23 protein-coding genes and 4 pseudogenes are annotated in these 26,643 nt (G+C 61.7%); 12 read left to right on the top strand and 15 right to left on the bottom strand.

Annotation, left to right across the window (positions count from 1 at the left end; all coding sequences use genetic code 11):
* The first annotated feature begins 39 nt into the window (after nt 1-39).
* From ACE4QZ_RS06385 to ACE4QZ_RS06365, 5 genes are all read left to right on the top strand, one after another.
* The gene (locus ACE4QZ_RS06385; RefSeq protein WP_021781735.1) at nt 40-351 is read left to right on the top strand and encodes a hypothetical protein; all 312 of its coding nucleotides are present in this window, start codon (nt 40-42) and stop codon (nt 349-351) included.
* Nucleotides 348-1,082 carry a YkgJ family cysteine cluster protein gene (locus ACE4QZ_RS06380; RefSeq protein WP_103463244.1) on the top strand — a complete coding sequence of 245 codons (735 nt, stop codon included), beginning with the start codon at nt 348-350 and terminating at the stop codon, nt 1,080-1,082. Before ACE4QZ_RS06385 ends, ACE4QZ_RS06380 begins: the two co-directional genes overlap by 4 nt.
* Nucleotides 1,083-1,399: 317 nt before the next feature.
* Nucleotides 1,400-1,624, top strand: coding sequence for a hypothetical protein (locus tag ACE4QZ_RS06375; protein WP_103463245.1), 225 nt, complete (start codon nt 1,400-1,402; stop codon nt 1,622-1,624).
* Nucleotides 1,625-1,829: 205 nt separating this feature from the next.
* On the top strand, nt 1,830-3,164 hold the full coding sequence (locus ACE4QZ_RS06370) for an OprD family porin (RefSeq protein WP_021781732.1): 1,335 nt from the start codon (nt 1,830-1,832) through the stop codon (nt 3,162-3,164).
* A 200-nt stretch (nt 3,165-3,364) separates the two neighbouring features.
* On the top strand, nt 3,365-4,855 hold the full coding sequence (locus ACE4QZ_RS06365; RefSeq protein WP_021781731.1) for a sensor domain-containing diguanylate cyclase: 1,491 nt from the start codon (nt 3,365-3,367) through the stop codon (nt 4,853-4,855).
* Here ACE4QZ_RS06365 and ACE4QZ_RS06360 read toward each other — a convergent pair.
* The gene (locus ACE4QZ_RS06360) at nt 4,852-5,328 is read right to left on the bottom strand and encodes a ferritin-like domain-containing protein (RefSeq protein ID WP_003247307.1); all 477 of its coding nucleotides are present in this window, start codon (nt 5,326-5,328) and stop codon (nt 4,852-4,854) included. The genes ACE4QZ_RS06365 and ACE4QZ_RS06360 overlap by 4 nt on opposite strands.
* Nucleotides 5,329-5,528: 200 nt before the next feature.
* Here ACE4QZ_RS06360 and ACE4QZ_RS06355 point away from each other — a divergent pair, with 200 nt between their 5' ends.
* The gene (locus ACE4QZ_RS06355; protein ID WP_021781730.1) at nt 5,529-5,750 is read left to right on the top strand and encodes a DUF3820 family protein; all 222 of its coding nucleotides are present in this window, start codon (nt 5,529-5,531) and stop codon (nt 5,748-5,750) included.
* Between the two features lie 59 nt (nt 5,751-5,809).
* Here ACE4QZ_RS06355 and ACE4QZ_RS06350 read toward each other — a convergent pair whose 3' ends face one another.
* From ACE4QZ_RS06350 to ptsP, 3 genes are read right to left on the bottom strand one after another with little or no spacing between them, the layout of a single operon-like run.
* Nucleotides 5,810-7,552 carry a PTS fructose-like transporter subunit IIB gene (locus tag ACE4QZ_RS06350; protein WP_021781729.1) on the bottom strand — a complete coding sequence of 581 codons (1,743 nt, stop codon included), beginning with the start codon at nt 7,550-7,552 and terminating at the stop codon, nt 5,810-5,812.
* Nucleotides 7,549-8,496, bottom strand: coding sequence for a 1-phosphofructokinase (gene pfkB, locus ACE4QZ_RS06345; protein WP_103463246.1), 948 nt, complete (start codon nt 8,494-8,496; stop codon nt 7,549-7,551). Before pfkB ends, ACE4QZ_RS06350 begins: the two co-directional genes overlap by 4 nt.
* Entirely contained in the window at nt 8,497-11,349 is a 2,853-nt protein-coding gene (gene ptsP, locus ACE4QZ_RS06340) for a phosphoenolpyruvate--protein phosphotransferase (protein WP_103443502.1), read from the bottom strand. It abuts the gene before it with no gap.
* A 284-nt stretch (nt 11,350-11,633) separates the two neighbouring features.
* On the opposite strand from ptsP, the gene cra reads away from it, so the two are divergent.
* Both cra and ACE4QZ_RS06330 read left to right on the top strand, forming a co-directional pair.
* A complete protein-coding gene (cra, locus tag ACE4QZ_RS06335; protein ID WP_021781726.1) occupies nt 11,634-12,629 on the top strand; it encodes a catabolite repressor/activator in 996 nt (331 codons plus the stop codon).
* 2 nt (nt 12,630-12,631) lie between these two features.
* On the top strand, nt 12,632-13,408 hold the full coding sequence (locus ACE4QZ_RS06330) for a TatD family hydrolase (protein WP_021781725.1): 777 nt from the start codon (nt 12,632-12,634) through the stop codon (nt 13,406-13,408).
* A gap of 44 nt (nt 13,409-13,452) precedes the next feature.
* Here ACE4QZ_RS06330 and ampE read toward each other — a convergent pair whose 3' ends face one another.
* From ampE to ACE4QZ_RS06315, 3 genes are all read right to left on the bottom strand, one after another.
* Nucleotides 13,453-14,283 carry a regulatory signaling modulator protein AmpE gene (gene ampE, locus ACE4QZ_RS06325; protein ID WP_021781724.1) on the bottom strand — a complete coding sequence of 277 codons (831 nt, stop codon included), beginning with the start codon at nt 14,281-14,283 and terminating at the stop codon, nt 13,453-13,455.
* On the bottom strand, nt 14,280-14,852 hold the full coding sequence (gene ampD, locus ACE4QZ_RS06320; RefSeq protein WP_021781723.1) for a 1,6-anhydro-N-acetylmuramyl-L-alanine amidase AmpD: 573 nt from the start codon (nt 14,850-14,852) through the stop codon (nt 14,280-14,282). The genes ampE and ampD overlap by 4 nt, the downstream gene beginning before the upstream one ends.
* 88 nt (nt 14,853-14,940) lie before the next feature.
* Entirely contained in the window at nt 14,941-17,100 is a 2,160-nt protein-coding gene (locus ACE4QZ_RS06315; RefSeq protein ID WP_103463247.1) for a DUF1631 domain-containing protein, read from the bottom strand.
* 242 nt (nt 17,101-17,342) lie between these two features.
* Between ACE4QZ_RS06315 and nadC the strand changes: the two genes are divergently transcribed.
* The gene (gene nadC / locus ACE4QZ_RS06310; RefSeq protein ID WP_021781721.1) at nt 17,343-18,191 is read left to right on the top strand and encodes a carboxylating nicotinate-nucleotide diphosphorylase; all 849 of its coding nucleotides are present in this window, start codon (nt 17,343-17,345) and stop codon (nt 18,189-18,191) included.
* Between the two features lie 75 nt (nt 18,192-18,266).
* Here nadC and trxB read toward each other — a convergent pair whose 3' ends face one another.
* Entirely contained in the window at nt 18,267-19,229 is a 963-nt protein-coding gene (trxB, locus tag ACE4QZ_RS06305; protein WP_003247318.1) for a thioredoxin-disulfide reductase, read from the bottom strand.
* A gap of 330 nt (nt 19,230-19,559) precedes the next feature.
* On the opposite strand from trxB, the gene cysZ reads away from it, so the two are divergent.
* Complete coding sequence (gene cysZ / locus ACE4QZ_RS06300; RefSeq protein ID WP_103463248.1) at nt 19,560-20,288, top strand: sulfate transporter CysZ; 729 nt, start codon at nt 19,560-19,562, stop codon at nt 20,286-20,288.
* Between the two features lie 45 nt (nt 20,289-20,333).
* Here cysZ and ACE4QZ_RS06295 read toward each other — a convergent pair.
* The 5 genes and pseudogenes from ACE4QZ_RS06295 to ACE4QZ_RS06275 form a co-directional block, all read right to left on the bottom strand.
* Nucleotides 20,334-20,951: pseudogene (locus ACE4QZ_RS06295) on the bottom strand (GAD-like domain-containing protein).
* Nucleotides 20,952-21,293: 342 nt separating this feature from the next.
* Nucleotides 21,294-21,917 (bottom strand): GAD-like domain-containing protein, encoded by a 624-nt coding sequence (locus tag ACE4QZ_RS06290; protein ID WP_021783463.1) that lies wholly within the window; start codon nt 21,915-21,917, stop codon nt 21,294-21,296.
* Between the two features lie 91 nt (nt 21,918-22,008).
* A pseudogene (locus ACE4QZ_RS06285) lies at nt 22,009-22,239 on the bottom strand (glycine zipper family protein); the annotation flags it as partial.
* A gap of 224 nt (nt 22,240-22,463) precedes the next feature.
* Nucleotides 22,464-22,877: pseudogene (locus ACE4QZ_RS06280) on the bottom strand (methyl-accepting chemotaxis protein); the annotation flags it as partial.
* 174 nt (nt 22,878-23,051) lie between these two features.
* Nucleotides 23,052-23,651: pseudogene (locus ACE4QZ_RS06275) on the bottom strand (PAS domain-containing protein); the annotation flags it as partial.
* Nucleotides 23,652-23,958: 307 nt separating this feature from the next.
* On the opposite strand from ACE4QZ_RS06275, the gene ACE4QZ_RS06270 reads away from it, so the two are divergent.
* Nucleotides 23,959-25,149, top strand: coding sequence for a glycosyltransferase family 4 protein (locus tag ACE4QZ_RS06270; protein WP_021783466.1), 1,191 nt, complete (start codon nt 23,959-23,961; stop codon nt 25,147-25,149).
* A 64-nt stretch (nt 25,150-25,213) separates the two neighbouring features.
* Here ACE4QZ_RS06270 and ACE4QZ_RS06265 read toward each other — a convergent pair whose 3' ends face one another.
* Together ACE4QZ_RS06265 and ACE4QZ_RS06260 are read right to left on the bottom strand one after the other, a co-directional pair.
* Nucleotides 25,214-25,696: a glutathione peroxidase gene (locus ACE4QZ_RS06265; protein ID WP_021783467.1), complete on the bottom strand. Its 483-nt coding sequence runs from the start codon at nt 25,694-25,696 to the stop codon at nt 25,214-25,216.
* A gap of 145 nt (nt 25,697-25,841) precedes the next feature.
* Nucleotides 25,842-26,327, bottom strand: a complete 486-nt coding sequence (locus ACE4QZ_RS06260; RefSeq protein WP_003247325.1) for a peptidylprolyl isomerase — start codon at nt 26,325-26,327, stop codon at nt 25,842-25,844.
* Between ACE4QZ_RS06260 and ACE4QZ_RS06255 the strand changes: the two genes are divergently transcribed.
* Nucleotides 26,326-26,628 (top strand): DUF3565 domain-containing protein, encoded by a 303-nt coding sequence (locus tag ACE4QZ_RS06255; protein ID WP_103443494.1) that lies wholly within the window; start codon nt 26,326-26,328, stop codon nt 26,626-26,628. The two genes, ACE4QZ_RS06260 and ACE4QZ_RS06255, sit on opposite strands and share 2 nt — an antisense overlap.
* Nucleotides 26,629-26,643 lie beyond the last annotated feature (15 nt).

Genomic DNA, 26,643 nt, shown 5'->3' with positions numbered 1-26,643 from the left:
TAATTCGCGCCCCTCGCAAGAAAATTGCCGGAATCACATATGAAGCTTCTCAGCTCTATCCTGATCAGCTGTGCCCTCTTCAGCGGTATTGCCCAGGCCTCCAGTAGTCAGGCCTGGAACGAGCAGCGCCAGCAGATGCTCAAGGCCTGCCTGACCGCAAGCCAGTTCAAGAACGCCCACGCTCGCGGCAAGCCCGCCGAGTTCGATGACCAGGCAGGCATGAGTGCCCTGCTGATCGAAGGCGTCTACCCACAAAAGCACATGCAGCAGCGCACCGGCACCGAGCTGTGTCTGTACGATCGCCAGCACCAGCGTGCCTTTGTCAGCGAGTGGAGCCCGGAAGCCAAGTGACCGACCGCTTACGTTTCGGCTGTACCGGCTGCGGCAAATGCTGCACCGGCCACCATGTGCCACTGACGCTGGCCGAAGCTCGTCGCTGGGCGGACGATGCCGGCCAGGTGGTGGTACTGATCGAAGCCTTCGTCGTGGACGGTCCTGGCATGCCGCTGGAGCAGCGTGACCATGTGCTGCGACGCTCCCATCCGGTGCATTGCGGCGAGGGCGAGGCACGCGTCTCGGTGACCTTTGCTGCATTCAACCCCGGACGTTGTCGTAACCTCGACGCCAACGACCTCTGCACCATCTATGAGCAGCGCCCGCTGGTCTGTCGCATCTATCCGGTAGAAATCAACCCGCATATTCCATTGCGGCCAGACAGCAAGGACTGCCCGCCGGAGGCCTGGCAACAGGGGCCGGAGCTGATTCACGGCACGCAACTGGTCGATGTGGAACTGCAGGCGCTGGTCCAGGCTTCGCGCCAGGCCGACCGCGATGACATTGCCGCCAAGGTGGCGGTGTGTCAGGCATTGGGCATGACTACCAGTGCGCTAAAAGGTAACGGGTTTACCGCTTACTTACCGGATATGGGGGCGTTTGCTGCGGCGCTGGCGCAGGTGCCGGGGAATGAACGGACGCAGTGGACCTTGCATGTGCAGGATGAAGCGCTGACGGCGAGCTTGCAGGCACTGGGTTTGCGCACGACCAATGAAACCCCGGTGTATTACGCCTTTATCGGTTTTTAGCCTGATCACCTTGCCCCAGGCCACGCACGAAAAAGCGACCGGATAGCTGGCTGACGGCCAGCTACAAAGCTGCCGTTGGCTTTCTTCGAACACCACCGTAGCGCTGTGAACCGCCTCGTGGGACGAGCCCATCTATTACAAACAGTACGCAGGCGCTCTAGCACGGGGCTTTCGCCAAAAGTCCCATTGACTCCACCAAGGATCGTTACTTTTTGCGTAACAGTGCTTATCGCACTTCACTCTGTTTCGAGTGCACTGAAAGGACTAACTTTACCCCTGTCCTCATTAGCACTTGCACCGCAAGAAGGTAGTTTCAAATGTCCAGCAGTATGGGTATTGCCAGCGTCTTCGTCCTGTCTTCCCTGTTGTTGTCGCCCCTGGCCATGGCCGAAGAATCCCCGGCTTTCGTCGCCCGCAATGCAGAGCTCGCGGCTGTCCATCAAGAGGCCCGTGACGCTGTAGCCGTAAACAAGGCAGATACCGCAAAAGGCGCTAAACAGACAGCTTCCAAAGTTACTGTCGATGCCAATGCCGACAGCTGATCAGGCGCTGTCGCTGCTCCCGCTTTCCCTTGGCTACGCCATGGGCACCTCCAGTGCCGATATGTTAGCCTTTTAAAGGCCGCTGCCAATCAGCGGCTTTTTTTATGTGCTTCAACTCTCAGCCTGGTTGTAACGTCCACCTATAAAAAGACGCACATTCAAATATAAAAACTGCCCCACCGTCATACCAAAGGAGCTAGTACCGGTGCCTTCCGCGTTTCGTTTTACCCCGCTTTTCATTGCGTTGACTGCAACGATCCCTTTCGCCGCCCAGGCAGATGAAGACAAGGCTGATGGCTTCATCGAAGGTTCGTCCTTCAACCTGCATTTTCGTAATGCCTACTTCAACCGCGACAACCACAACGCCGGCGTGCGCGACACCCGCGAGTGGGGCCAGGGCGCGGTTGCGCGTTTCGAGTCTGGCTACACCCCGGGTGTGGTCGGCTTTGGCCTGGATGCTCATGCCATGCTGGGCGTGAAGCTCGACGGCGGCGGCGGCCATGCCGGCACCAGCATCCTGCCCGAACACATCAAGGACGACGGCGAGCTGGGCGCTGCCCCGCATTCGTTTTCCACTGCCGGTGCTGCGATCAAGCTCAAGGCCTTCGACACCGAGCTGAAAGCCGGGGACCTGTTCCTCACCAACCCGGTGATCGCCGGCGGCGAAACGCGCATGCTGCCGCAAACCTTCCGCGGTGTAAGCCTGACCAACACCAGCATCGACGGCCTGTTGCTCGAAGGCGGCCAGGTCAGCTTCACCCACCCGTACAACCAGAGCGGCCACCGCCGCATCGACACCTACTACGGGTCACTGGACGAGCACGACAAGAGCAAGCACCTGAACTGGGCCGGCGCGTCGTGGAGCGGTACCGAGCACATCACCGCCAACCTGTACGCCGCCGAGCTGAAGGACATCTGGAACCAGTATTACGCGGACTTCGACTACACCTATGTGGTCAATGACCTGGTCAGCCTGAACCCGGGCGTGCACTTCTATCACACCCAGGACACCGGCCAGGCCCTGCTAGGCAAGATCGACAACAACACCTACAGCGTGCACTTCACCGTCAACGCAGGCTTCCACAGCGTCACCGCCGCCTACCAGCGAGTGAACGGCAACACGCCATTCGACTACATCAACTTGGGCGACAGCGTGTACCTGGACAACTCGCGCATGTACTCGGACTTCAACGCGCCGAACGAGCGCTCATGGAAACTGCAGTACGGCTATGACTTCGCCGGAGTCGGCGTGCCTGGTTTGAGCACCTCGCTGTCGTATTCGCGCGGTGAGGCCGACCTGACCAAGGCCACTCAGGACACCACTCACTACGATTACTACCGTGAAGATGGCAAGAACGCCATGCACTGGGAACGCGATCTGGACGTGAAGTACGTGTTCCAGGAAGGCGACCTCAAGGACCTGTCGGTGCTGGTGCGCTATGCCACCCACCGCGGCAGCCAGGGTTATGCGTCGATCGACAGCAACAGCGACAACGATGAACTGCGGGTCATCGTCGATTACCCACTGAACGTGTTCTGATCTTTTGCTGCCAGTGTAGGAGCGGGTTCACCCGCGAAGAAGGCTTCCCCGGTGTTCGCGGGAAAACCCGCTCCTACAGAGGTACACGACAAATAGAAAAGTACAGTACACCGTGCTTCCGTCGGACAAATCTTGTCCGACAATCCCTGCTTCCCTAGAATATCGCCGCCGCGAATGGCCCTGCCCACGCAGTAGCGAGCATGCCCACCCAATCCCCGCGTTTCGCAGTCTACAGGTCGCACCCCGAGCTGATCCTCAACCTGGGCAGTTGCCTTGCCGTGCTCGCCATCGTGGCCATCGTCAGCTACCTGCTTGACCGCGAGCGCGAAAGTGTCGAACAGTCGGCGTTGCGCTCGTCGAACAACATCGTCCAGCTGATCGAAAGCGACATCCTGCGCAACGTCGAACTCTACGATCAGTCACTGCAAGGCCTGATCTGGGCCGTAGGGCGCAAGGAACTGCCGGAAGTCCCCGGCCCGATACGCCAGCGCCTGCTGTTCAATGAAGCCTTCGTCGACCGCAAGCGGGGTGACGTGCTGTGGCTGGACAAGCAAGGCAATGTCGTCGGCGACTCCACCAGCAGCGTGCCACGCAAGGCCAACTTCGGCCATACCGGGGTATTCAAGGCTCACCAGCAGAATGCCAACCTCGGCTTGCTGGTAGGGCCCCCTTTCAAGGCCAAGCTTGGCGACCTGGACTGGTGTATCAGCTTCAGCCGACGCATCTCCGGCCTCAATGGCGAGTTCGCCGGGTTGGCAGCGGGTGCGCTGCGCCTGTCGTACTTCAGTGAGTTGTTCCAGCGCCTGGACATTGGCCACGACAGCAGCATCAACCTGTTCAATACCGACGGGCAGTTGCTCGTCCGCCAGCCCCACCGCGCGCAGGACCCGCTGATTGGAACCTCCTACACCGAAAGGCCCAATTTCAAGCGCATCATCGCTGAACAGAGCGGTACCTTCACCGCCCGCTCCGACATCAACGGCAAGCTCCGCATGTTCACCTTCGCCCGGGTCGCGCAACTGCCCCTGATCGTGCTGGTGGTGCACTCGGCCGACGAGGTGTTCGAGTCCTGGCGCCGCACCGCCATTGTCGTCAGCGTCGCCACCGGCGGTCTGTGCGTGGGCATTCTCTGGCTGACGTTGCTGCTGGGCCGCGAACTGCGCCGCCGCCACGAGGCCGAAGAAGACCTGGCTATGCTCGCCTCCACCGATAGCCTGACTGGCCTGGCCAACCGTCGCAGGCTGGACCATGTGCTGCGCCAGGAATGGGCCCGCGCCCAACGTAACCGTAAACCACTGGCGGTACTGATGGTGGATGTGGACCACTTCAAGGCATTCAACCAGCGCCATGGTCACGCCGGTGGCGACCATGCCTTGCGCGAAGTGGCCAAGGCCATCGAGGCATGCATTCGCCGCCCGGCGGACCTGGCCGCGCGTTACGGTGGGGAGGAGTTTCAGGTCGTGCTGCCGGAAACCGATCTGGCCGGGGCCCAGCTACTGGCTGAACGCATCCGCGCCAGCGTCGAGGCGCTGGCGCCGTTTGCGGATGATGCCCACGCAGTAACCGTGAGCATCGGTATCGGTTTGTCCGACACCCAGCACGACCTTGGCAGGGTGCTGGGTGCTGCGGACGAAGCGCTCTACCGGGCCAAGGCCAAGGGCCGAAACCGGGTCGAGGGCCCGCTCGACTAGGAGCGGGCGCGAGCGGCGTTGCGCAGGGCCTTGACCTGGTCATGGTTGCGCTGCACCCCTTGCAGCTGCTTTTCCACCAGGCTGTAGGTCATGTCGCTGGCAGTGCGGCCCAGTTTCACCAGCTTCTCGCGGGCTTCCTTGTAGGCCTTGAGGGCGTGGTCCTCGCCACGCTCCACCTCGTTCAGCACCGCCTCTTCGTCCTTGCCGGTGACCATCGACTTGAGGTTGACCCAGCCGCGGTGCAGGTCGCCACTGATGCTAGTGGAGGTTTCCGGGTCGCCGCCCAAGCGGCGAACCTCGCCCTGCAATTCACTGGCAGCGTTAGCGCACTCACCCGCGCGCTGGACGAAGAACGCTTTCAGTTCGGGGTTCTTCACATCATCGGCCGAGGCCTTGAAACCTTTCTCGCCATCCTTGCTGTACTCGATCAGGTCGTTGAGTACGTCGATCACGTCTTTGTTGGGGTTGCTCATGGTCGAACTCCTTGGCAGGTGATAGTCCTCTAGGGAATTGCAGTGTTCGTGCCACGCTTACCACAAAAATAAATTACTTTATTTTCAATGAGTTATACAAAAGAGACGACAGCTGATAACGGCGTTCTGCATGATTGCCGCTTGGGGCTTCGTGCAGATTGCAGTATGGTCGGCGCCTTTCCACAGCCAGGTGCGCGACGATGAAGCCGGAAACCCTCGAACTACTGGTGACCCGCAGCATGCCGTTCGGCAAGTACCAAGGGAGGATCATTGCCGACCTGCCAGGAGACTACCTGGCGTGGTTTGCGCGCAAGGGCTTCCCGACAGGGGAACTGGGCGGGTTGCTGGCGTTGATGCATGAGATCGATCACAACGGGCTGGGTGATCTGCTGGTGCCGTTGCGGCAGAAGCATGGGCGCTGAGAGGTCAACGCGGCCTTTGTGAGAGCGACCTTGTGCCGCTCCCACAAAGTGGGGTCAGCTCAGGTACTTTTAACCGGCGTCACCGCCAGCTCCACCCGCTCGCTCTTCTTGATCACGGCATACACCACCGCAGTCAACAAGCTACCGGCCATGATCGCCAACAAATAAAGCAGCGCATGGTTGATCGCGTTGGGGATAAGCAATACGAACAAGCCGCCATGCGGCGCCATCAGCTTGCAGCCAAAGTACATCGACAATGCCCCGGTCAACGCACCACCGGCGATACTGGCCGGGATCACCCGCAATGGGTCCTTGGCGGCAAACGGAATCGCCCCCTCAGAGATGAAGCACAGCCCCAGCGCCAGCGCTGCCTTGCCCGCCTCGCGCTCGCTCTGGGCGAACTTGCGCCTGGCCAGGAAGGTGGCAATACCCAAGCCAATCGGCGGCACCATGCCGGCGGCCATGGTCGCGGCCATTGGCGCGTAGCTCGACGAGGCCAGCAGCCCCACCGAGAACGCATAGGCGGCCTTGTTGATCGGCCCGCCAAGGTCGACGCACATCATGCCGCCCAGCAACAGCCCCAGCAGGATGGCATTGGTGGTGCCCATGCTGTCGAGGAAGTGCGTCAACCCTTCGAGCATCGCCGCTACCGGCTGGCCGACCACGTAGATCATCACCAGGCCGGTGAACAGACTGGCCAGCAATGGAATGATCAGGATTGGCTTGAGCGCCTCCAGGCTGCTGGGCAAGCGCGCCCATCGGGCAATGGACTTGGCGCTGTAACCGGCAAGAAAACCGGCGACTATGCCACCGATGAAGCCGGCCCCCAAGGTGCTGGCCAGCAGGCCGCCGATCATGCCGGGGGCCAGCCCGGGGCGGTCGGCGATGGACCAGGCGATATAGCCCGCCAGTAGCGGCACCATCAGTTTGAAGGCGGCTTCACCGCCAATCTGCATCAACGCCGCCGGTAAGGTGCCCGCCTCTTTGTAGGCCTCGATACCGAACACGAACGACAGAGCGATCAGCAGGCCACCGGCCACCACCATCGGCAGCATGAACGACACGCCGGTAAGCAAGTGTTTGTACACGCCGGTTTTCTCGCCCTTCGTCGGCGTGGTCGGCGCTGCGGCGTCGGCGCTGTTCTCCACCGTGGCCTGCGCCAAGGCTTTGTCCAGAGTCGCGCGGGCCTGCTTGAGGGCAATGCCGGTACCACAACGGTAAATACGTTTGCCGGCGAAACGTGCAGTGGGAACTTCAATGTCGGCGGCCAGCAAAACCACGTCCGCCGCGGCGATGGCTTCAGCAGACAAGGGGTTGCGCGCACCGACCGAGCCCTGGGTCTCGACGGTGAGCTGATAGCCCAGTTGTTGTGCTGCTTGCTGCAGGGCTTCTGCGGCCATGAAGGTATGGGCTACGCCCGTCGGACAGGCAGTGACGGCTACGATGCGGGTGCCAGCACTGCCAGCGGCGGCGGGGCCATCTGTCACTGCGACCAGCAGCTCGGCGTTGGCCGCCGCTTCGTCGAGAAAGCCTTCGCGATCAGCCAGCGCCTGGGATGGCGTGCTCTGGTACAGGCGTTTGCCGACGAAGCGGGCCAGGTCCACCGGCCCGGTGCTGACCACAAGCACCCAGTCAGCCTCGGCGATCTGCGCGGCGCTCAGTTGCCGCTCGGGATGTTCAGTATTCTGCACTTCGACGCTGGTGCTCCAGCCGCGCCGCTGGGCAGCAGCGGACAGCAAGCGTGCGCTCAGTACACTCGACACCTGGCCATTGGGGCAGGCGGTGACTATGGCAATGTTCATCGGCAACCCTCTTGTTGTTCTGTCAGTTGCACGGCCGCTTCCAATTGCACCAGGTGCTCGCGGTCACGTATACCGAAGCCAACCTGGGTAACGGCCTGGGCGGCGATGGCAGTGGCTCGGGTCAACGTCTGCGCAGGCGCCTCGGCCAGCAACAGGCCGTGGACCATGCCGGCCACCAGCGAATCCCCCGCCCCCACCGTGCTGGCAACCCGTACCTTGGGTGGGCGGGCGTGCATGGCCAGGTCACGACTGAACCAACTGACGCCCTGCTCGCCCGCAGACACCACCACGTGTTCAACGCCACTGGCCAGCAGGCGCTTGGCGGCAGCCGTCTGTTGCGCCAGGTTATCCACAGGCAGACCCAGCACTTCGCCCAGTTCTTCGGTATTGGGCTTGACCAGCCAGGGCGCGCTCTGCAAGCCGAAACGCAGGGCTTCACCACTGCTGTCCAGGACAACCTTGAGGCCTTGAGCCTTCAACAGTTCGAGCAACTGGCGGAACCAGTCGGCACTGATCCCGCGCGGCAGGCTACCAGCCACCACCACGGCATCGTGACCTGGGGCATTCTGTTGCAGCCTGTACAGCAAGGCGTTGCGTGCCGCCTCGTCGACCTCCGGGCCCTGCCCGTTGATATCGGTGACACGGCCATCGGCCTCGACCAGCTTGATATTGCTGCGGGTTTCGCCCGGCACACGGACAAAGCAGTCGGTAAAACCGCGACCGTCGATCAGCGCCTCGAAGGGCTGCAGATTGTCGCGCCCGAGGAAACCGCCAACGGTTACGCTGTGCCCCAGATCGGCCAGTACCTGTGCAACGTTCAGCCCCTTGCCCGCGGCGTGACTGTGCTGCTCCTGGCTACGGTTGACCTGGCCTGGGCGCAGAGCGTCCAGGCCGATGGTGATATCCAGCGCCGGGTTCAGGGTGAGAGTGAGGATCTTGGCCATTCAGTAACGCTCCACCAGCGCGCGAACTGCTGCGGCGCTGTCCTGTTGCAGGGCCTCGCGCGCCAAGGCGCGGGCTGTCTGATGATCGGCCTGGCGAACCAGTGCCTTGACTTCGGCGATGCTGCGCGCGGAGACGCTGAGTTCGTCCACGTCCAGCCCCAGCAGCACGGCCACCGCTTGCGGGTCGGCCGCCAGCTCGCCACACACGCCCACCCACTTGCCGTGGGCATGGGCGGCGCGCACGGTCATGTCGATCAGGCTCAATACCGCCGGGTGCAGGCCATCGGCCTGTGCCGAGAGGCTGGGGTGGCCACGGTCGATAGCCAAGGTGTATTGAGTCAGGTCGTTGGTGCCGATGCTGAAGAAGTCCACTTCGCGCGCCAATTGCGCTGCCAGCAGGGCCGCTGAAGGCACCTCGACCATAATGCCCAGTTGCAGGTCGGCTACCGGGATTTCTGCGCGCAGGCGTTCCACCATGGCCCGAGCCTCACGCCACTCGTGCACCTGGCCAACCATCGGGAACATGATACGCAACGGGCGCTGGTCGGCGGCCCGCAGCAATGCGCGCAACTGGTCTTCCATCACTTGCGGGCGCTGCAGGGTCAAACGCACGCCGCGCACGCCGAGGAAGGGATTTTCCTCGGCAGCGATCGGCCAGTAAGGCAGCGGTTTGTCGCCGCCGACATCCAGGGTACGCACCACCAGCGGGCGCCCATCGAGGCCATCGAGCACGCGGCGGTACTCGGCTTCCTGGGTAGCCACATCCGGCGCTTGAGGGTGGGCCATGAAAATCAGTTCGGTGCGCAGCAGGCCCACACCTTCGGCGCCCTGCTCCACCACCTTGGCTATACCGTTGCTGTCACCGATGTTGGCAAACACCTCGACGGCATGCCCATCCTGGGTGATGGCCGGCTCGAAGCGGTTGGCCCAGGCGGCCTGCAGGCGTTTCTCGCGCAGGTCACGCTCGGCCAGCGCCTGCTGCAGTTCATCCGCAGGCGGTGCGACGCTAACCACACCACGCTGGCCATCGAGCAGCAGCGGCGTGCCACTGTCCAACAGCAGTATCGACGCACCGGCGCCGACCACTGCCGGTATGCCCAAAGCCCGGGCAACGATGGCACTGTGGGCCGTGGCGCCGCCCTGGGCGGTGACAATACCGGCAACCCGGGTGGGGTCCAGGCGGGCGACATCGGATGGACCGACTTCGGTCATCACCAGCACATAGGGTTGCTCGGGTTCAGCCTGCGCCTGCACACCACACAACTGCGCCAGCACGCGGCGGCCGATATCGCGCAGGTCGGCAGCGCGCTCGGCAAGCAGCGCATCGTGCAATGCCTCTTGCTGACGGGCCGCGGCGTCGATCACGGCCATCCACGCGGCCGCGGCGCTTTCGCCCTGGGCCAGGCGCTGCTCGACATCGTCGGTCAGGGCCGGGTCGGCAAGCATTTCCTGGTGGGTGACGAAAATTTCGCCAATGGCCTTGTCGCTGCGCAGGACCAAAGCCTGCAGTTCGCCATTGACGATGGCCAACGCTTCGCGCAGCTTCTGCCGCTCCTGGGCGCACGATTCACCCCGCAAGGGGTAGTCGAACTCACGCTCGACACAGACATGCGCCGGGCCGCTGGCAATGCCGGGGGCGGCACCCACACCCTGGATACGACTGCCGGCCGCAGGCGCTTGCAGCACTTCGGGTAGGTCATCGGCAATGGGCGTGACGCTCTGCGGGAGCGGTTCCACCTCCTCACCCAGGCCTTGTTCGATAGCGGCCAGCAACACCGGCAAGGCATCGGCAGCGATACTCGGCTCGGCGACCAGTTCCAGTGCCTGACCACGGCGGGCGCCGAGGCTGAGCAGCTTGCTGAGGCTCTTCACCGATACCGCTGGCTGCGCGCTATCGACCAGGCGCACACGAATTTCCCCTTCAAAGCCTTTGGCCAGTTGTGCAAGCACCTTGGCCGGTCGGGCATGCAAGCCATGTGGATTGGCCAGCACGACACGTGCGCTGGGCCAGTCCGCCGGCGCCTCGCCGCCCAGTACTTCCAGTACCGCACGGCTGTTGGTGGCCTGGTAGAGCATCTGCCCGCGGCCTTCGATCAGCACTTCGCAAAGACGCTCAAGCAGGGCCTCGTGAGCGGCGCCAAGGCTGGCCAGGCAGAACAGACCGTTGAGCGGCTGGTCGCGGTAACGCAGCGGCTGCTGCGGGGTGATGAAGGCGAGGCCCGGCTGACGAACCTGGCGCTCGCTGTGCAGCCACCACAGGCCCTCGCCCAGCGGCAGCGGTTCGGCCTGCTGGAGCACGGCGGCAAAGCCACTGTCGACACAGTCGGCACGTTGCAACAGGCGGGCACCGCGCCAGGCCAGTTCGTCGAAGTCTTCAGCCGGCAAGTTCAGCCCCACCAGCTGCGCATCCAGCGCCAACGCTTGTGGCGCGCCCTGCAGCAGCTTGAGCAGCACTTCGGCTGAGCTGGCCCGGCGCAAGGCTTCGGCCAGGTCGGTCTCGCCCAGCGCACGGGTCAACAGCTGCAGCAGGCGCAGGTGTTCGTCGGAGCGGGCGGCAATACCAATGGCCAGGTAGACCATTTGCCCGTCACCCCAGTCTACCCCCTCGGGAAACTGCAGCAGCCGCACGCCGGTGGCATACACCAGATCGCGTGTTTGCGGCGTACCATGGGGAATGGCGATGCCCTGGCCAAGGAACGTGGAGCCTTGTGCCTCCCGGGCCTGCAGCCCTTGCAGGTAACCCTCGGCGACCAGGCCGTCCGCAACCAGCCGATCCGCCAGAAGGCGCAATGCCTCGTCCTTGTCGGCGGCCTTCTGGCCCATGGCTATCTGCTCATTGGCGAGCTCGAGCATGACCTTCTCCTTTTGCAGTTCCCGTTCGGGTACTGGAGTATTGTTGTGAAATTCACATAAAGGGCCAGTTCAGCAGCCTTGCACGGGTGGCAGCCGAGGCAGAAAAATCGGCAGCTGAAACGTTTAATCTGACCAGGCGGCCACGTTACTCGATAATCTGCCCAGTAAAAAGCCCCATCCTGTCGGACAATTGCGACAATGGTCGTCTGCGCGTGATGCCTGTACCGGGTCAAACTACCCGGTCCGGCCTCACAGCCAGCCCCGGTAATAACAAGGAAAATTCGGTGAAACTCAGCGATATCGCCCGTCTGGCCGGTGTGTCCGTGACCACTGCCAGCTACGTCATCAATGGCAAGGCTGAACAGCAGCGCATCAGTAACAGTACTGTCGAGCGGGTACGCGCGGTGGTCGAAGCCCACGGCTTCACCCCCAACCCGCAGGCAGCTGGGCTGCGCAGCCGGCATACCCGCACCCTGGGCTTCATTCTCCCGGATCTGGAGAACCCCAGCTACGCCCGCATTGCCAAGCAACTGGAGCAAGGCGCCCGCGCCCGCGGCTACCAGCTTCTGATCGCCAGCAGCGACGACCAGCCAGACAGCGAGCGCCAACTGCAGCAGCTGTTCCGTGCGCGCCGCTGCGATGCGCTGTTCGTTGCCAGTTGCCTGCCGCCAGAAGATGACAGCTACCGCGAGCTGCAGGACAAAGGCCTGCCGGTGATAGCCATCGACCGCCGTCTGGACCCCGCACACTTCTGCTCGGTGATCAGCGACGACCGCGATGCCAGCCGCCAGCTGGCCGCCAGCCTGCTCAGCGCGGCACCACGTAGCATAGCCCTGATAGGCGCGCGCCCCGAGCTGTCGGTTAGCCAGGCGCGTGCCGGCGGATTCGACGAAGCCCTGCAAGGCTATACCGGCGAAGTGCGCCGCTATCAGGGCGAAGCGTTCAGCCGCGAGTGCGGCCAGCGCCTGATGCAGCAACTGATCGACGACCTGGGTGGCCTGCCTGATGCTCTGGTGACCACTTCGTACGTACTGTTGCAGGGCGTGTTCGACACCCTCCAGGCGCGCCCGGTCGACTCGCGCCAACTGCAGCTGGGTACCTTTGGCGACAACCAGTTGCTCGACTTCCTGCCGCTGCCGGTCAATGCCATGGCCCAGCAGCATGGCCAGATTGCCGCCACTGCGCTTGAACTGGCACTGGCCGCCATCGAGGAAAAACGCTATGAACCCGGCGTGCATGCTGTTGGCCGCACCTTCAAGCAACGCATCTCAGCGACCTGAACATGCGCCTGATCGACACCCACACCCACCTGGATTTCCCCGACTTCGACGCCGACCGCCCGCGCCTGCTTGCCAACGCGGCGGCGCGTGGGCTGGAGCGGATGGTGGTGTTGGGGGTGTACCAGGCGAATTTCCAACGGGTGTGGGAACTGGCCTGCGCCGAGCCGCGCCTGTTCGCCGCACTTGGCCTGCACCCGGTCTACCTCGACCAGCATCGACCTGAGCACCTACTGCAACTGCGCGAGTGGCTGGAGCGCCTGCGCGACAACCCGCGACTATGTGCCGTGGGTGAGTTTGGCCTGGACTACTACCTTACAGACCTGGACAAGACTCGCCAGCAGGCGCTGTTCGAAGCGCAACTGCAGATGGCTTGCGACTTCGAACTACCGGCCCTGCTGCACGTGCGCCGCAGCCATGCCCAAGTGATTGCCACGCTCAAGCGCTACAAGCCCGCGCGGGCGGGGGTGATTCATGCGTTTGCCGGCAGCTACGAAGAGGCCCGCGAGTACATCAAGCTGGGGTTCATGCTGGGGTTGGGCGGTGCGGCTACCTGGCCGCAGGCACTGCGGCTGCGCAAGACCCTGGCGCGGCTGCCATTGGACAGCGTGGTGCTGGAGACTGATGCACCGGACATGGCACCGGTGATGTACCCGGGGGTACGCAACAGCCCGGAGCATCTGCCAGACATTGCTGCGGCGCTGGCGCAAGTGATGGGACTGGATGTCGAGGTGCTGGCACAGGCCAGCACCCGCAATGCTTGCGCGTTGTTTGGCTGGTGAAACCCAGGTGAACGGGATTCCCGTGGGATGCGATTGGCCCGCAATCAGACCAGCACGGTCCACAGCGCAAAACCTGCATACCACAGCACTGCGCAGCGCAGCAGCAGTTCCCACAGGCTGTCCAGCCGCCCCAACCCGCGCTGACTGTCTTCTTCCTCGGGAATGTCATCGGCAATGCGCCCGACCCGAGCCACCAGGTGCCCGGCACTGATGTGCCAATTGAGCACCTCGTGCAGCATCACCCTTGTAACCGCAAGGAAGTTGCCCACCAAGGCAAAGCTCAATGCCAGCGCCCGCACCGGCAACCAGTCCATGATGTGCCGCAACTGCTCGGCACGTACCTTCAGCGCCGGCTGCTTGCTGTGTTCACCACACAGCGCCAACAGTCGATAAGCCAGCGCAGCGCCAGGGCCCAACACGAAATACCAGAAGATCACCGCAAAAAAGCCCTGGTACACCTGCCACAGCAAATTACCCTGCACCCGCACCAGCAGGCTGTGCGGTTCATCGGCCACCAGGCCAAGGTCGCGCTCGGCCACGTGCAGCGCCGCCTGATCGTCCCCCCGCCGCCAGGCATCACGAAACGCCCCCAGCGATGCCTTCGCATCGCCGCGACCCAGGCTGTAGATCAGCACCAGCAGGTGCACCGGCAACGCCAGCAAACCATAGGCCACCGGCTCCAGCACATGCAGCAGCAACACCAGCAGCGCTACTGGTGCCAACACCAGGATGGCCAACGTCCACCATGGGTGCACCTTGCCGTTGCGTTCCAGACGCACCAGTTCGCCAAGAAAGAACCCGTCGCGCTGCACCCGATGGCGCAGGGCTGAAAACTTCTCGACCCACAGCGCCAGCAACAACACCAGAAAACTCATGCCTTGTCCTCGTTGTGCTGCAGCGCCTGGCGGTAGCGCGGCCAGTCGAAGGCCGGGCCGGGGTCAGTCTTGCGCTGCGGGGCAATGTCGCTGTGGCCCTGAATGCGGTTCAGGTCGATGGCCGGCCAGGCATCGCGGATGTGCCGGGTGAGTTGTTCCAGCACCGCATACTGGGCATCGGTATAGGGCAGGTCGTCGGTGCCTTCCAGTTCGATGCCGATGGAAAAGTCGTTACAGCCTTCGCGCCCGTCAAAGCTCGACACACCCGCATGCCAAGCACGGTCATGCAACGACACGAACTGAGTCACCGCGCCGTCACGCTCGACGAACAGGTGCGCCGACACGGTCAGGTGGTTGATGCTGGCAAAATACGGGTGTTCATCAGGGGCCAGGCGGTTCTGGAAGAATTGCTGCACCTTGCCCGTGCCGAAACAGGCCGGGGGCAGGCTGATGTTGTGGATCACCAGCAGGGAAATCGATTCGCCTTCGGGGCGCGTATTGAAGTTCGGCGAGGGGCAGTGGGTGATTCCGATTCCGTGGAACCAGCCAGTGGCACGGTCCAATTGCATGGGCAGATCCTGAAAAACGCCGTGAACATGCCCACAGTATGCCCTGCCGTCAACGCCGTGTGCATGTGAATGATTGTAATGCGTCTGCCTATTGCGCCTGCCCTTGCCGCAAGCTATCAAGTACCGCCTCCAGCGCCCGCTCGAACAACAGGCGGTCATCCAGCACGCGCACTTCGTGCCGCTGAAATGCCTGGGCCAGGCTGGCGCTGCTCCACTCGCGCACTTTCATGCCGGTGCGGTTGGCGAACACCAGCCTATCGCTGCTGTCGATGCGCGCGACCAGCTTGCAGCGCAGTGGTTCATCCTCGTCGAGTGCCTCGACCCAGGTGCCGATGCGCAGGCGTTGAGCCTGGCGCAGCGCTGCAGCCTGCCCCTCGGCAGCGTGCAGGGGCACGCAGGCGGGCTCTTCGGCAATCGCCAGCACAATCTCTTCGGCCACCAGCACGTCACCCAAGGATTGGCCCTCACCTGCCGGCAACGCCTCTTTACCTGCGCAGGCGCGCAGGTGCAATTGTTCCAGTTGCAGGAAGAACTCGCGGGTCGCCACCGCGTCCAGGGCTACGCTGGCCAGGCCATCGCGCAGCGCCTTGAGCAGGGCCGGCACCTGCTGCAACAAGGTTTGCGGCTCATGCGGCGGCGTGATGCTGACCAGCAGCATGTCCATCGTCTGCAATGCGTCGCGCCAGGCCTGTGAGGCCTCGCCCTGCTTCAGCCAAGCCAACAGCAGTACCTGGCTCCAGGCCTGCACCAGCATTTGCACCACCACCTGCGGCAATACCCGACCACGCAGGCGCTGGTTGAGCACATGCTGCACCTGCTGCCGGGCCTGCAGTGCCCGGGCACGGCCTTCTTCGGCGTCGCGAGTGCGTTGTTCCAGCAACTCGTTGCGTCGCCGTTCGTCCTGATTGAATGCCAGGAAGTCGTCGAGCAGCTCGGCGAACAGGCTTGCATCGTCAGCAAAATCATTGAGCAGGCGTTGGACGATACGCTCTACCCGCAAATGCAAGCTGTCACGCTGGCCTTCGCTGCCGCACTCCCAGCCAATCGAGGCGCCGGCGATTTCGTTGATCAGCCGGCGCGCCGGATGGCTACCCCGGCTGAACAGCCCCTTGTCCAGTAATGCCACCTTGAGCAGGGGAATATGAAGGCGCGCAATCAGCGCCCGCAGGCTGGCGGGCAGGTTGTCGTCGTTGTGGATGAATGCGAACAGCAAGCCAACCAGGTTGATCACGTCTTCGTCAGCCACTCCAAGGCGCCGACGCGTGCCGCTGCGCACACTCACCCGCAACAACAGTTGCTCAAGCTGCTGGCCGAGCTCGAAGTCATCGGCCTCGTGGGTGGAGGGCACGTAGCGCTGCAAATGCGAAAGGAGCCGGAGCAGGTCGGCGGTACTGATCGGCTGGGCGGTAGCCACCGCGTGCAACCGCGGAGCGAACTGCCCGCGTACCGGCGCCAGTAGTGCCTGCAACGAGTCGAAAAACGCCTGCCCTGCGGCGTCCGCCCCCACCTCCTGGCCAAGGTTCGCCGGCCCTGGGCGCGCACGCATGCGCCGGTCTTCGGCACGCCGGCGCGGCGCCGGTTGCAGTTCGGGCAGTATGCCGGCAGCGACCAGCAACTGGTTGGCTTCGCCATAGATCACATCGACATCGCGCAACACATAACGCTCGAACAGCTTCAGCAGCACCAGCTTGACCCGCAGGCCAACGCCCAGATTCCGCCCGGCATCGAGGAAGTAACGACACAGCGCGGCAGGCCCCAATGGGTTGTGCTGCTCGTACAGGGGCCGGTCGAGCAATGCCTGCAGGCGCAAACCCAGTTGCTGCAGGGCAATGCCATCGCGTGACAGCACCCGCGCCACCATGCCCTCAATGGCGGCGGCCCGCTCCATTTGAGCCTTGCTGCGCGGGTTGCCCGGCTGGGCCAGGTTTGCCAGCAAGTCGACCTGGCCGGTTCGGAGGAAAGCATCATGGAACGTATCCAGAAAACCACGCTCGATGCTCTTGCGCTTCAGACGCAGGTCACGCATGGCCTCGAAGTACAGGTTTTGGTCACCGCGGTCCAAGGCCTTGTCGGCCATTTCGAAGAGCGTGTCATCGGCATTGTCGAACAAGTCCTGCAGCCCCTGACGCAACTGCAACGCGGCCTTGTCGCGCACCTGCAGCAACAGGACCGGAAGGCAAGGCAGAGGCGTACGCCCCCCTTGGTCGATGGCTGCCGCCAAGGCCACCACCTTGCCTTCTTTTTGCATCCTGGACTCCTTGCAGGGTGTCTTGCCCGAAAGGGCTGAAAATCGTCAAAGCTATGACGCCAAATACTGGTCACCAGTATCGGTAAAAAATCGTATGCCTGCCAGCGCCGTTTCGCTGGTTGGCTAATGACCCTGCTCTGCTCCGATTACTCACAATGCCCGACCAAAGGTCAGCTACAAGGCGGCTGTACACACAGGCCCCCTGCCCTATAATCGCGGGCACCTAGCTTGTGGAGCCGACCATGCCGAACCTACGCCTTGCCGACCTGACCGCTGAAATTGAAGCCAACGTGCGCCGCGCGCTGTTGGAGGACATCGGCAGTGGCGATATCACCGCGCAACTGATCCCGGCCGAGCGCCTGGCCAAGGCGACCATCATCACCCGCGAAGACTGCGTGGTCGCCGGTACCGCCTGGGTCGATGCCGTGTTCCGCCAGCTCGACCCGCGCGTTGCTGTGCACTGGCAGGTGGCCGACGGTGAGCAGGCCACTGCCAATCAACCGTTGTTCCACCTGGAAGGCCCGGCCCGTTCGCTGCTCAGTGGTGAGCGCAGCGCACTGAACTTCCTGCAGATGCTGTCGGGGGTCGCCACCCGTGCGCGCTTCCTCGCCGACCTGGTAGCAGGCACCCAGGTGCGCCTGCTGGACACCCGCAAAACCCTGCCCGGCCTTCGCCTGGCGCAAAAGTACGCGGTTACCTGCGGTGGTTGCGACAACCACCGCATAGGCCTGTACGACGCCTTCCTGATCAAGGAAAACCACATTGCCGCCAGCGGCGGCGTGGCCGAGGCCGTGGCCGCAGCGCACCGCATTGCGCCGGGCAAGCCGGTTGAAATCGAGGTCGAAAGCCTGGATGAACTGCGCCAGGCACTGGCCGCTGGCGCGGACATCATCATGCTCGACGAGTTGAACCTGGACGAAATGCGCGAAGCCGTGCGCATTACCGCTGGCAAAGCCAAGCTTGAAGCCAGCGGCGGCGTAAACGAAACGACCCTGCGGGTGATTGCCGAGACAGGGGTGGACTACATCTCGATTGGCGCCATGACCAAGGATGTGAAAGCGGTGGACCTGTCGATGCGACTGAGCCTGTGAGCTGATTGCAGACAATAAAAAACCGGCGCTTAGCCGGTTTTTTATTGGGGGCGCTTTGCACCCCTTTTTCTCAGATCAGAACGAGGCGTTGGCCAAACCGTCCAGGTAGCGCTCGACATCCAGCGCTGCCATGCAACCCGCACCGGCCGAAGTGATGGCCTGGCGGTAAACGTGGTCAGCCACGTCGCCAGCGGCAAACACACCCTCGACGTTGGTAGCGGTGGCGTTGCCTTCGCGGCCGCCGTTGACTACCAGGTAGCCGTCTTTCAGGGTCAGCTGGCCTTCGAACAGCGAAGTGTTCGGGGTGTGGCCAATGGCGATGAACACACCGTCGACCTTGATTTCGTCGCTGCTGCCGTCGTTGTTCTTCAGGCGCGCACCGGTTACGCCCATGTTGTCACCCAGCACTTCGTCCAGGGTGGCGTTGAGCTTGAGCTCGATCTTGCCTTCGGCCACACGGGCGTTCAGCTTGTCGACCAGGATCTTCTCGGCGCGGAAGGTTTCACGACGGTGTACCAGGGTCACTTTGCTGGCGATGTTGGCCAGGTACAGTGCCTCTTCCACGGCAGTGTTACCACCACCGACCACGGCGACCGGCTTGTTGCGGTAGAAGAAACCGTCACAGGTGGCACAGGCCGATACACCCTTGCCCATGAAGGTTTCTTCCGACGGCAGGCCCAGGTAGCGAGCGCTGGCGCCAGTGGCGATGATCAGCGCATCACAGGTGTACTTGCCGCTGTCACCCTGCAGGGTGAACGGCTTGTTGGCCAGGTCGACAGCGTTGATGTGGTCGAAGACGATTTCGGTTTCAAAACGCTCGGCGTGCTCTTGCATACGCTGCATCAGAGCCGGACCGGTCAGGCCGTGGGGGTCGCCCGGCCAGTTGTCGACTTCGGTGGTGGTGGTCAGCTGGCCACCAGCCTGCATGCCGGTAATCAGCAGCGGCTTGAGGTTGGCACGGGCGGCATACACCGCAGCGCTGTAACCGGCAGGGCCGGAACCGAGAATGATGACGCGCGAATGACGTACTTCAGACATGTCGAACTCCTGTCGAGCGGGCCGCAGGGCCGGCATCGGTGTACCGGCTGCGCCAGCCAAGAAAATAAAAAGGACCCACGCAGCACTTGGGGAAGGCTAAAACGCGCAGGCCCGCAAAGCGAAAAGTTGAGCGCACTGTAGCGAGGTCGCAAAGATTAAGGAAATATCCTTAGACAATCCACCTCATAGGCATCGTCTATGCCACGATTTCATCGATAAAGAAGCCCCAGGCGCTTTTGTTACATCCCGTTTCCCGCCTACTCCCCGCCTTTCGTCGGCGCGGCAAACTCGGTAAGGTCAGCGCGTTTTCCTTCTCTGCGGAGTATCTAGATGCAAGCCCCTGTCCTCTCTGGCCCCCAATACCTGCGCGAAGGCCTGAAACTGGTGCTGAGCCCCAACCTGCGGTTGTTCGTGCTGCTGCCACTGGCGGTCAACCTGTTGCTGTTCGGTGGCCTGATCTACTTCGCCGGCCACCAGTTCGGCCTGTGGCTCGATGCCCTGATGCCAACGCTGCCTGACTGGCTGAGCTTCCTCAGCTACATCCTCTGGCCGCTGTTCGTTGCCTTGCTGGTGCTGATGGTGTTCTTCACCTTCACCTTGGTGGCCAATATCATTGCCGCGCCGTTCAACGGTTTTCTGGCGGAAAAGGTCGAGGTGGTAGTGCGTGGCGAAGACACCTTCCCAGCCTTCAGCTGGGGCGAGCTGGCAGCCATGGTACCGCGCACCTTCAGCCGCGAAATGCGCAAGCTGGGCTACTTCCTGCCACGCGCCATCGGCCTGTTCGTCCTGTCGCTGATCCCGGTGGTCAACGTGGTGGCTGCGCCGCTGTGGCTGATCTTCGGCGTGTGGATGATGGCCATCCAGTACATCGACTACCCGGCGGACAACAACAAGATGACCTGGCAGGACATGCTCGCCTGGCTGCGCCAGAAGCGCTGGCAGAGCCTGGGCTTTGGCGGCATCACCTACCTGGCGCTGATGATTCCGGGGGTGAACGTGCTGATGATGCCGGCGGCGGTGGCCGGGGCTACGCTGTTCTGGGTGCGGGAGCGGAGCTGAAGGAGCGTGGGGCTGCAGGGCAGCCCCTTTTTGCAGATTGTTTTTTTAGAAGTCGGAGAAACTGTAGGGTTCGAGGGTGGCAATCTGAGAAAGCAGTATTAGATGCTCCACTGCCTTAACCTTCTCGAGGTTAGCAAGGTCGCTTGACCCGCCGAACGCCAAGGCTGGAACGAACCCATACATTTCATCATGCTTTAGCATACCCAGTTTTTTCTTTGCTGGCTCGAACATGCCATCAAAGTCAACAGACGCCTTCTCTTTGCCAAGGAAGAAACCTTGCACTTCCCTGTCCATATCCGCCGCCGTCAACTCATATTCACTGCCCCTGTATCGTGAAATATGAGCCAAAATCTTTACTGAGAAACCCGTTTGCTCTCCAAAGAGATACAGGTCACCAAATGCGCCGCGAGCGATAAGGTGGTATCTATCTCGCTTCTCCAATATTGTGCCTTCGATAAGCGAGGCAGTTACCCCTTCATATTCCTGGGGATTGACAGTCCAAAATATCCCGTCACCATACCCGCACCAACCGTGCTCACTCCAATACTCTAACAATTTGTTCGGCAAGATGCCTCTGTATCAATCCAGACTTGAGGGAGGAACCTCCTGTCGAAAAAACGGCTCACCAACTTGCTCTACAAACAGGGAAAAAACCTCATCCACGGCGAAAACCTCAAGCGACTAGCATTCATGGATTGTGCAAAGCTGCTAGAGATGACAGGGTTTCCTTTGCCTGCTTCACCGAGAGCTTTCTAGCTTCAATGGCATTCATAGCTATCATAAGATCTCTCTGAATTCTCTCCTGTAACTTAGAAGTTCAGCTGCTCAGTTGTTACCGTGGGTGGGGCTGGAGATTTTTATCGTTCTTTAGATCGAGCGCCGCGCAGGCGAAACTCGATCCCATGGCCATTACAAATTATCAAAGACTCAACCGACTGGAAAACTGTTCCACCACGTCCATCACCCGGGCGATTTCCTCGGTGGCGGTGCTGGTTGACTGCGGCATTAATCTGGCTGCTCGGAAAAGGAGTAAGGTTGAAGATCTGTCAATTGCGCCAGAAAGATCAAGTGTTCAACAGCGCTGACTTTTTTAAGATGTTGCAGGGAGTCAGCCCCGCCCAGCATGAGCGCGGGGAAAAAGCCGTACATCTCGTCATGTTTAAGTCTACCCAGTTTTTCCTTGGCGGGATTGAAGAGACCATTGAAATCCATTGACTCCACTTCTCTTGACAAAATAAAGCCTTGAAGCTCAGTATTTAGTTGTTCCTTTGTGAACTCAGTTCGATAAAATATGTACTGAGAGCCCACGCTTGTTATCTCCAATGAAAAGCCAGTTTTCTCTCCCCAAAGGTACAAGTCTCCGAAGGCACTTCTCGCAACCAAATGATAGTTGTCGTACGAAGCAAGTGCCGTGCCTGCAATCCAACAGGAAACTACGGCGTCATATTCTTGCGGATTGACTAGCCAGAATATGCCCTCACCGTAGCCCCCCCACCCATGCTCGGACCAATATTCCAAAAGCTTGGGAGGAAGCTTGTCTCTGTATTTTTCGATTGTGGAGCCAGGTACTTCCCGGCGGTCAATCGGCGGACCGAAATTCTCAATCAAATTGGCAAATACTTTATCCATTTCAACCTTCTCACCTTAGCACTTATGTAATTTGACATTCATGCGGATTGAGCCTCTGAACTCCAGCGGTACCCTTTCGGCCGCTTTCTTTAATGCTGTTGATGTCGAGGTCGGCGAAGCGCTGGCGTAGCATGTGCGCCGCCTGCCATTCAGCCTGGTGGAAGGCTGTGCGGACAGCGTCGACCCGGCGCAGGTTGAGGCCCAGCGAGGCGACCTCTTCATTGAGGCCGGTGCGGAACTGGCCACCGCTTGGGTAGCCCACCATGGCGATGACACGTGACTCGATCCCGTGCCATGAGGGCACGAGGTAATCCAGGTACATGAGGTGTCTCCCTGACAACGTGTGCAGGGGGAAATCCCATCATGGATTCGGATCGGAGGTTTCTGAGTCAGTTGTAGGAAAGTGCGCCTTCGTTTCCGGCATGCTCGGCGAAGTTCAGCTGTTCAGTTGCTAGCGTGAGTAAGGCTGAAATTTTTATCGTTCTTGAGATCGAGCGCCGCGCAGGCGAAGCTCGATCCCATGGCCATTACAAACCCCAAGCCATATCAAAGACTCAGCCGGCTGGAAAACTGCCCCACTACGTCCACTACCCGCTTCGCCCCGTCCTGGATCTCGACAATCACGCTGCCCGTCTCATCCGCCAGCGCCAGCCCCTGTTCGGCCTGGCGCTTGCTGGTATCGATGATCGACACTGCCGCCTGCGCCAGTTGTTCGTTCTGCTGTACCACCCGGGCGATTTCTTCGGTCGCGGTGCTGGTGCGAGAGGCCAGCTGGCGCACTTCGTCGGCAACGACGGCAAAGCCCCGCCCTTGCTCGCCCGCGCGGGCAGCTTCGATGGCCGCGTTGAGGGCCAGCAGGTTGGTCTGCCCGGCAATGTCGCTGATGGTCTTGATGATCGAACCGATCACCCGCGACTGGGTATCCAGCGCCTGGATGCCGTCGGCCGCCTCTTGCATCGAAGCCTCCAGGCCACGCATCACAGTGACAGTCTGGGTGACCACTTCGGTGGCCTTGCGAGCACTGACATCGGTACCCAGCGAGGTGTTGTAGGCGACATCCGCCGCCTCGGCCACTGCCTGCTCCTGGTTGACCTGATCGGTGATCACGGTGGCGAACTTGACCACCTTGTACAGCACATCGTGGGCATCGAAGATCGGGTTGTACGAGGCCTCCAGCCAGATCACCCGACCATGGGCATCGATGCGCTTGAAGCGCTCGGCAACATATTCGCCACGGCGTAGCCTGTCCCAGAACGCTTGGTAGCCGGCCGAGTTGACCTCCTGCGGTTCGCAGAACATGCGGTGGTGCTTACCGCGAATCTGCTCCAGGCGATAACCGACGGTGGCCAGGAAACGTTCGTTGGCAGTGAGAATGATGCCGTCGAGGTCGAACTCGATCACCGCAGTAGAGCGCATCAGCGCCTTGATCAGGCTTTCGTGCTCGCGTGAGGTCTCGATGGTTCGGGTGAGGTCGCTGGAATGCAGGGTGAAGTACTTGATGCGCCCCTCGCTGTTCTTCACCGGCTGCAGGATCGAGCGCAGCCAGGCTTCCTGACCATTGCCGCGCAGAAGACGGAACGCACCGTTCAGGTGTTCGCCACGGCTGATCGCGCTTTTCATGCGCTGGTAGAAGTCCAGTGACTTTACGTGGGCGGGGACGATGTCCTCGATATTGCGTCCAAGCAATTGTTCGGCACGGTAGAGCATCTCGCTCTCGAAGTTGCCGTTGACCATCTCGATCCGTCCCTGAGGGTCGAGCTGCAGCACCAGCATCTCGCTGTCGAGACTACTCTTGACCTGTTCGATGGACATCAGGTCTTCGCGCAGTTGCCGGATTTCTTGCTTGAGCTTGTTGTTGAACATCACCGCTCTCCTGGAGCGCATCACGTAGTCGAATGCATCTTCATCGGCTGCCGGCGACACCTTCTTGAGTGCTGTGCGAGGAAATATTCATAGAGGCAAAAATGCCGGCGATCAGGCGTCATATTTACGTCATAAGGCAGTCACATTAGCGCAACCCGGCAGGCGGAAACTTTTTGTCATGAATACACCCGCGCTACGCATCACCCTGGTCAGCGAAACCTTCCCACCCGAGATCAACGGCGTGGCCAACACCCTTGGCCGCCTCAGCGAAGGGTTGCGCCTGCGCGGCCATGAGGTCGAGGTGGTGCGCCCGCGCCAGGCCGACGAAGGGCACGCGCACAACGACCCGCACCTGATGCTGTGCCGGGGCTGGGCGCTGCCTGGCTACCCGGGTTTGCAGTGGGGCGAGGTGTCGATGCACAAGCTGTTGCGCCGCTGGCGCCGACAGCGCCCGGATGTACTGTACATCGCCACCGAGGGGCCGCTGGGGCTCAGCGCCCTTCGTGCGGCCCGTCGCCTGGGGGTGGCGGTGGTCAGTGGTTTCCACACCAACTTCCCGCAGTATTCCGGCCAGTACGGCCTTGGCCTGCTGGCGCGCCTGCTCACCCACTACTTGCGCTGGTTCCATCGGCGCACGGTAATCACCTTGGTGCCGAGCGCCAGCCAGCGCCTGGAGCTTGAGCGTCGCGGTTTCGAGCGCCTGGAACTGCTGGCGCGAGGGGTCGATGCCTGCCTGTTCAATCCGGCCCGACGTAGCCAGGCCTTGCGCGAAAGCTGGGGGCTAGGCCCGGAGGATATCGCCGTCTTGCACGTCGGGCGGCTGGCGGCGGAAAAGAACCTTGGCTTGCTACGGCCTTGCTTTGAGGCATTACGCAAGACGTATCCACAGAAGCGTCTGCGCCTGATCATGGTCGGCGACGGGCCTCAGCGCGCCAGCCTTGAACAACAGATACCGGACGCCGTGTTTTGCGGCGCCCAGCGCGGTGAACGACTGGCCGAGCACTACGCCAGCGGCGACCTGTTCCTGTTCCCGAGCCTGACCGAGACCTTTGGCAATGTGGTGCTCGAAGCCATGGCCTCAGGGTTGGCGGTGGTTGCTTATGACGAGGCAGCCGCAGCGCAGCATATTCGCCATGGCCACAGCGGCGCGCTGGCCATGCCAGGGGACCAGGCTGCGTTTGTCGACGCTGCTTGCTGGTTGCTGGAAGAAGTGGAGACGTTGCGCAGGGTACGCCTGAATGCGCGACAACACGCCAGCCGCCAGGGTTGGCCGGCGATTGTCGAGCAGTTCGAGGAGTATCTGGATAGCGCCTGTCGAAATGTCAGTGCTGCGGCTGGTCGTTCGACGCAGTATGTGCAGCGCCTGTGAGAGTGAGCGCCGCGCAGGCGGCGCTCGGCTTCGCAGGCGCCACAATGATCGCGCCCGGTACTATTCAGACCAGTGCTTTTTCAATGGCCTGCACCACTGCCGGGTCATCCGGTGCCGTGCGGGGTGAAAAACGCGCCAGCACCCGGCCATCTTTGCCTACCAGAAACTTCTCGAAATTCCAGGTAATGTCACCGGGGAACTCGGCCCCCTCGCCTGCCAGCAGGCGGTACAGCGAATGGCGCTGCGGCCCGTTGACCTCCAGCTTGCCCCCCAGCGGGAAGCTGACCCCGTAGTTGAGGCTGCAGAATTCCTGGATTTCCTTTTCGCTACCCGGCTCCTGCCCCGCAAACTGGTTGCACGGCAGGCCAAGCACATTGAAACCCTTGTCCTTGTAGATCTGGTAAAGGTTCTCCAGGGCCTTGTATTGCGGCGTCAGGCCACATTTGGAGGCAACGTTGACCACCAGCACCACTTGGCCCTTGAAGGGTGCGAGGGGCAGCTCTCCGCCGTTCAGCGCTTCCAGTTTCAGGTCGTGAAATGCACTCATGATGAAATCCCCTCTCAGGTTCCCGGTTGCCGTGCAGGCGAATTTCGCCCACTAAAAAGGCGCTCGTCCAAACCGTTCACCTCCCGTAGGAAGGCAAATCGGCTTGCCCGAGCGCCTGGCGACTTTCTGAGCTTAGCGCAGAAAATCAGTGGTGATGGCCACCTTCACCGTGGATGTGACGGTGAGCGATTTCTTCGTCGCTGGCGTCACGCACGTTGACAACCTTGACCTGGAAGGTCAGGCGCTGACCAGCCAGCGGGTGGTTGCCATCAACGGTAACGTCGTCGCCGTCGATGTCGCGGATGGTGACGATCTGCATCTGGCCGTCCGGTGCCGAAGCGTGGAACTGCATGCCCACTTCCAGCTCGTCGACACCTTCGAACAGGCTACGGTTCAGGGTGCTGACCAGTTCGGCCAGGTACTCGCCATAGGCCTCTTCAGGTTCGATGGAAACGTTCAACTCGTCACCAGCCTGCTTGCCTTCCAGGGCTTTTTCCAGGCCCGGGATGATGTTGCCGGCACCGTGCAGGTAAACCAGCGGCGCGCCACCGGCGGAGCTGTCGATGGTCTCCCCGGCGTCGTTGGTCAGGGTATAGTCGATGGAGACAGCCTTGTTGGCGGCGATCAGCATGGGGCAAGACCTTTTGCAAAAGAATGTAGAGCGCACAAGTGTAACCAAGCCATCGTCCGATTGCGAACGAACTGCGGACGAGCAACGGCCCATCAGTCGGATCAACGGCTTTCATCAGGACGAAGAAGGCCACTGGGTGGCGGAACTTTCGTGCGGCCATACCCAGCATCTGCGCCACCAGCCGCCGTGGCAGGCACGCCCGTGGGTGCTCGACCCGGCACAACGTGCGCAACACATCGGCCAGCCTTTCGCTTGCGGCTGGTGCGCACAAGGGGCCGATAGCGCTACCCTTGACCGTTAATTTCTTGCACCGCTT

Source organism: Pseudomonas sp. DCA-1 (assembly GCF_046523955.1).
Classification (GTDB): Bacteria; Pseudomonadota; Gammaproteobacteria; order Pseudomonadales; family Pseudomonadaceae; genus Aquipseudomonas; species Aquipseudomonas putida_Y.
This window is presented reverse-complemented; position numbering and strand designations above follow the sequence as displayed.

What these genes read in the sequence shown, in the direction of transcription:
- ACE4QZ_RS06385 (WP_021781735.1), top strand. Translation starts at nt 40, where the DNA reads ATGAAGCTTCTCAGCTCTATCCTGATCAGCTGTGCCCTCTTCAGCGGT.
- ACE4QZ_RS06375 (WP_103463245.1), top strand. Translation starts at nt 1,400, where the DNA reads ATGTCCAGCAGTATGGGTATTGCCAGCGTCTTCGTCCTGTCTTCCCTG.
- ACE4QZ_RS06365 (WP_021781731.1), top strand. Translation starts at nt 3,365, where the DNA reads ATGCCCACCCAATCCCCGCGTTTCGCAGTCTACAGGTCGCACCCCGAG.
- ACE4QZ_RS06360 (WP_003247307.1), bottom strand. Translation starts at nt 5,328, where the DNA reads ATGAGCAACCCCAACAAAGACGTGATCGACGTACTCAACGACCTGATC.
- ACE4QZ_RS06355 (WP_021781730.1), top strand. Translation starts at nt 5,529, where the DNA reads ATGAAGCCGGAAACCCTCGAACTACTGGTGACCCGCAGCATGCCGTTC.
- ACE4QZ_RS06350 (WP_021781729.1), bottom strand. Translation starts at nt 7,552, where the DNA reads ATGAACATTGCCATAGTCACCGCCTGCCCCAATGGCCAGGTGTCGAGT.
- pfkB (WP_103463246.1), bottom strand. Translation starts at nt 8,496, where the DNA reads ATGGCCAAGATCCTCACTCTCACCCTGAACCCGGCGCTGGATATCACC.
- ptsP (WP_103443502.1), bottom strand. Translation starts at nt 11,349, where the DNA reads ATGCTCGAGCTCGCCAATGAGCAGATAGCCATGGGCCAGAAGGCCGCC.
- ACE4QZ_RS06330 (WP_021781725.1), top strand. Translation starts at nt 12,632, where the DNA reads ATGCGCCTGATCGACACCCACACCCACCTGGATTTCCCCGACTTCGAC.
- ampE (WP_021781724.1), bottom strand. Translation starts at nt 14,283, where the DNA reads ATGAGTTTTCTGGTGTTGTTGCTGGCGCTGTGGGTCGAGAAGTTTTCA.
- ampD (WP_021781723.1), bottom strand. Translation starts at nt 14,852, where the DNA reads ATGCAATTGGACCGTGCCACTGGCTGGTTCCACGGAATCGGAATCACC.
- ACE4QZ_RS06315 (WP_103463247.1), bottom strand. Translation starts at nt 17,100, where the DNA reads ATGCAAAAAGAAGGCAAGGTGGTGGCCTTGGCGGCAGCCATCGACCAA.
- nadC (WP_021781721.1), top strand. Translation starts at nt 17,343, where the DNA reads ATGCCGAACCTACGCCTTGCCGACCTGACCGCTGAAATTGAAGCCAAC.
- trxB (WP_003247318.1), bottom strand. Translation starts at nt 19,229, where the DNA reads ATGTCTGAAGTACGTCATTCGCGCGTCATCATTCTCGGTTCCGGCCCT.
- cysZ (WP_103463248.1), top strand. Translation starts at nt 19,560, where the DNA reads ATGCAAGCCCCTGTCCTCTCTGGCCCCCAATACCTGCGCGAAGGCCTG.
- ACE4QZ_RS06290 (WP_021783463.1), bottom strand. Translation starts at nt 21,917, where the DNA reads ATGGATAAAGTATTTGCCAATTTGATTGAGAATTTCGGTCCGCCGATT.
- ACE4QZ_RS06270 (WP_021783466.1), top strand. Translation starts at nt 23,959, where the DNA reads ATGAATACACCCGCGCTACGCATCACCCTGGTCAGCGAAACCTTCCCA.
- ACE4QZ_RS06265 (WP_021783467.1), bottom strand. Translation starts at nt 25,696, where the DNA reads ATGAGTGCATTTCACGACCTGAAACTGGAAGCGCTGAACGGCGGAGAG.
- ACE4QZ_RS06255 (WP_103443494.1), top strand. Translation starts at nt 26,326, where the DNA reads ATGGGGCAAGACCTTTTGCAAAAGAATGTAGAGCGCACAAGTGTAACC.
- ACE4QZ_RS06260 (WP_003247325.1), bottom strand. Translation starts at nt 26,327, where the DNA reads ATGCTGATCGCCGCCAACAAGGCTGTCTCCATCGACTATACCCTGACC.